We start from the raw sequence: 4,153 nt of genomic DNA on the forward strand, positions 1-4,153 counted from the left end.
GCGCAATCGCCAACGTGCTGGTCCGCATCGCCCGCGAGCTGGCGGCGTCGGGGATCGAGCCGCCGCTGCGGGTGGTGAAGCTGGCCTCGCGCGGCACCGAGGCCGACCAGGAGCTGGAAGGCGCCGGCGTGGAGCTGGTGAAGGACGAGCGGCTGGAGAGCCTGCTGGCTGAGGCCGACGAGACCGGTCTCCCCGTGGTGGTCGGCTCCACCGTGTGGTCGCTGTGGAAGCAGATGCGCGACATCAACCGCGCGGAGACGGAAAAGGAGTCCGGCCCGGAAATCCCCATCCGCTCGCTCTTCGACGTGATCGTGATCGACGAAGCGTCGCAGATGAAGGTGCCTGACGCGCTGATCGCCCTGTCGTCCATCCGCCGCGGCGGGCGCGTGGTGCTGTGCGGCGACGACCGGCAGCTCGCGCCCATCCTGCACGGCAGCTATCCGCGCGAGGAGACGTTGTTCGGCTCGGCCTTCACCCACTTCGCGGGGCACTTCGGGCGGATGGCGCTGCGCGAGAGCCGGCGGATGAACCGCGCCCTGGTCCGCTGGCCACGGCGGCTGTTCTATCAAGGCTTCGTGTCGATGGACCCCGACCGGCGCCTCTCCCTGTCATCGGAGGCGACCCCAACCGATCCGCTCGATGCGCTGCTGTGGGACGTGTTCCTGCGGCCCGAGGACGCCGTCGTCTTCTGCTCGTACGAAGGATTTCGCGCCACCGTGCGCAACCCGTTCGAAGCCGGCCTCGTCGCTCGCATCGCCCGTCTGGCGCGCGGCGGGATGATGGACCCGCAGACGGGCGATGCCTACACGCCGGAGCGCTTCCGATCGCACGCGCTGGCCGTCATCGCACCGCACCGCGCGCAGAACTCGGCGATCCTCGGCGAGTTGATCGCGGGAGGATGGCCCCGCGACGAGCTGCCTGTGGTGGACACCGTCGAGCGGATGCAGGGAAACGAGCGCGAGCTGATCATCGTTTCCTACGCGGTGGCGGATCGCGAGTACGCGGAGCGCGAGGCGGAGTTCCTGCTGAACCCCAACCGCTTCAACGTCTCGATCACGCGGCCCCGGTCCAAGCTGATCGTGTTCATGAGCGACGAGATCCTGCGCACCGTTCCGGGCGACGAGCAGGTGATGACGGATTCGATGGCCATCAAGGGCTATCCCGCGCACTTCCGATCCGTGCGGCAGCTGGAGATGGCGGCTCCCGACGGCACCCCGGTGCGGATGACGGTGAGGACGAGATCGCTCGCCGGTCCTTGATGCACGAGCGTTCGGAGGCGGACGAAAAAGCGGCCCCGGGCACGAGTGCCCGGGGCCGCTTCACAAACGGGTGCCGTCGCTCAGAAAGCGATGTTCAGGCCGATGCCGGCCGTGAAGTACTCCACGTCCAGCTCACTCTCCACCAAGCCGGCGAGGCCGGAAATCTCGGTGGCATACCGGCGGTAGCCGACGCCGGGCGTAAGGCGGACGTTGCGGGCCAGGCTCAGCGCAAGGCCGCCGCCGACCTCGAAGCCGATGTCCTCGTCGATACCGTCGTCGCTGCCGCCGATCTCCAACTGGTGGAACACCGCGCCGACGCCCACCCACGGCGCGACGCCCGCAAAGCGGGGCAGGGCAGTGGTCAACCCGGCCGAGAACCCCTGGTCGATGGCGTCGGCGTTGTCGCCGTCCTCGCCCAGATCGGTGCCAAAGCGCGTCTGGCTGAAGCTGCCGTAAACGCCCAGCCCCGGCGAAATGCCGATCGACACGCCGCCGCTGAAGCTGTGCCCCTCTTCCATCACGTCGCCGAAGTCACCGGTGGGCGCCGCATAATCCACGCGGCCCTCCAGCGAGAACGGAACCGGCGACTGGGCCGCCGCGTCACCTGCAATCACTGCCAGGGCCAGCGCTACGCCCGCAAACAAGCTCTTTCTCATCGTGCTTTCGACTACTGGTTGATGCCCGCCCGCCGACCGTCGGCGGAGCGGATGTGGCGGCATGGTTTGGCAAGCGACGGGCCGAAGTCGATACACGACAAGGAATTACCAGGATTCATCAGGCGTTTTCGGGCATACGGCAACGGTCGTGGAGATCCGGGCCGGCCCGGGTGTGTCCGCCCTGAAGGACGGACGCCCGCCGCGAGGGTGACACCGCGCGTAAGTCGTTGCGCGCCAAGAGGATTGACAGCGGGGGCGGGGGCGGTTAGATTAGTGGCGTCGGTTGAAAATATGGGTCATGGGGCTGTCATGGTTTCGACGTGTATGGTGAAGCCGTGGCTGCGTGCCGAGGTGCTCGGAGCACTCGTTAAACCTCCGGGAACTGTGTAACCGCGAACGATAACTTCGCCCTGGCTGCGTAAGTAGAGTCTTAACGGCTCCTTACCTCCCGTTTGTCGGTCAGCCCTGCTAGTGGCGGGCCGATGAGCGTCGACAAAAGCTAGCTGGCCTGCGTTTGGCGCCGTGACGGCGCAGGCGAGACTTTCACGGCTGGTTCGCGATGGGCCTCTCTCTGGCCGATGAGCGAGCGAGGAGAAAGAAACAGGGGGATACGCACGTAGACGCTGCGGGGGATCTGTAGGCGGACGCGGGTTCGACTCCCGCCAGCTCCATAGTTGTACGCTGCGCCGGACCGGGCAATTGCCTGGTCCGGCGTTTTGCGTATCCGGAAGTTCGGTACGGAGATACGAGAGAGGCCGGGTCCAGCGCATCGCTGGGCCCGGCCTCTCGTCGCTTCGTGCTTGTGCGTCCTACGCGGCGACGGGAATCGCGCGGCGGGTGCCGGCCAGACGGATTTCGCGGCAGCGCTCCGCCACCTCGTCGGCGGACAGGCGCTCCGCGGGATCCAGCGCGAGCAACCGGTGCAGAAGCCGGTGCACCATGGGAATCCGTGCATCCGTGGTCCAGCGGCCCAGGTGGTGGTCATGCGTATCGTGCGGCGAGCGCCCGGCCCACTCCTCCGCCGGCGGGAGTACGAACCCGCCTGACAGCGCCTCGAAGACCAGCCCGCCCAGCATGAACACGTCCGACGCAGTCGAACCCGGGTCGCCCGCGTCCAGCTCCGGGGGCCGCCAGTGCCAGGCGCCGGACCGCACAGGGTCGCCCTCGGGCCGGCCGGCGAACCCCGCCACGTGCGCAATTCCGAAGTCGGCCAGCACGGGCGGGGCGCCCACGCGATCCATCAGCACGTTGCCCAGGTGCAGGTCGCGGTGCACGATCGGCTGCGGCCGGCCGTGCATGAGGGATAGCGTGCGGGCCAGGAACTCGGTGAACTCCATCACCCGCGTAACGCGGCCGCGGAACCGCTCGGCGTAGCAGAAAGTGACGCCGTCGAACCAGCGCGCGGCCGTCTCGTGCCGCCGCATCACCATCCACCCCTGTTCGGTGTTCGCCGTGGCAGACCCGTGGTCCAGCAGCCGCACCACGCCCGGGCACTCCGCGCGGGCCAGCGACTCCAAGGCCGCCACCTCCCGCTCCATCCGCCAGCGCTGCCCTTCGATAGACAGGGCATGCCCCTCCAGCGCGGTCAGCCGCATCACCTTGGCCACACCACACTCGTCGTGCGGGCGGTCCGCGGGCGCGACGACGTACGTGTGCGCCTGCGCCCCGCTGGAAAGCGGTCGCACGATCCGCCACCCCGGAATGACGGGCGCGGCGAGGTTGATCAGGGTGCCAGGTGCGGTCAATTCAGGGCTCCTGCCCGGTGGTGCGTCTCGCGATCCGGGGACGTTCGAGGCTCGGCCAGGCTCCGTACCCGTAAAGGGTTGAGAGCGTGGCAAGCTGGCCCGCGTATCTGCCCTGGACTGCTGATTGGGTGGGGAATTGCGAAGGGGCGGCCTCGGCGGGCCGCCCCTTGGGATCAATATACAACCGCTACGTCTTTCGCGGCAGTGTCTTCAGCGACTCAGGCAACGAGCACCGCCCGCGCTCTCGGCTTCCGCTTGCGAGGGGCGCGACGGACCGGCTGGTCGTCCCCATCGACTAGCGCCTGTGGCTCCGGAGCCGGCTCTTCCTGACGGCGCACGCTTGTATCCGCGAACAAACGCTCGACGCGAACGCCCAGTGCGTTGGCGATGCGCGTGATGGTCAGCAACGTGGGATTCGCATCACTCCGCTCGATCTCGGCGATGCGCGGCTGGCTGAGCCCAGCGGCTTCGGCGAGTTGCTGCTGGGTCCACC

Annotated in this window: 4 protein-coding genes and 1 other RNA gene; 2 read left to right on the forward strand and 3 right to left on the reverse strand. The window is 68.2% G+C overall.

Annotated features, from left to right (window positions below):
* The coding region (locus VIB55_RS01480; RefSeq protein ID WP_331874887.1) for a DEAD/DEAH box helicase at window positions 1-1,259 on the forward strand (1,259 nt) is incomplete at its 5' end.
* Between the two features lie 80 nt (window positions 1,260-1,339).
* On the opposite strand, the gene VIB55_RS01485 is transcribed toward VIB55_RS01480, so the two are convergent.
* Complete coding sequence (locus tag VIB55_RS01485) at window positions 1,340-1,915, reverse strand: outer membrane beta-barrel protein (protein WP_331874888.1); 576 nt, start codon at window positions 1,913-1,915, stop codon at window positions 1,340-1,342.
* 300 nt (window positions 1,916-2,215) lie between these two features.
* Between VIB55_RS01485 and ssrA the strand changes: the two genes are divergently transcribed.
* Window positions 2,216-2,589: a transfer-messenger RNA gene (ssrA, locus tag VIB55_RS01490) on the forward strand.
* Window positions 2,590-2,724: 135 nt separating this feature from the next.
* On the opposite strand, the gene VIB55_RS01495 is transcribed toward ssrA, so the two are convergent.
* Window positions 2,725-3,660 (reverse strand): protein kinase domain-containing protein, encoded by a 936-nt coding sequence (locus VIB55_RS01495; protein ID WP_331874889.1) that lies wholly within the window; start codon window positions 3,658-3,660, stop codon window positions 2,725-2,727.
* A 218-nt stretch (window positions 3,661-3,878) separates the two neighbouring features.
* The coding region (locus VIB55_RS01500) for a helix-turn-helix transcriptional regulator (protein WP_331874890.1) at window positions 3,879-4,153 on the reverse strand (275 nt) is incomplete at its 5' end.

This window comes from Longimicrobium sp. (assembly GCF_036554565.1).
Classification (GTDB): domain Bacteria; phylum Gemmatimonadota; class Gemmatimonadetes; order Longimicrobiales; family Longimicrobiaceae; genus Longimicrobium.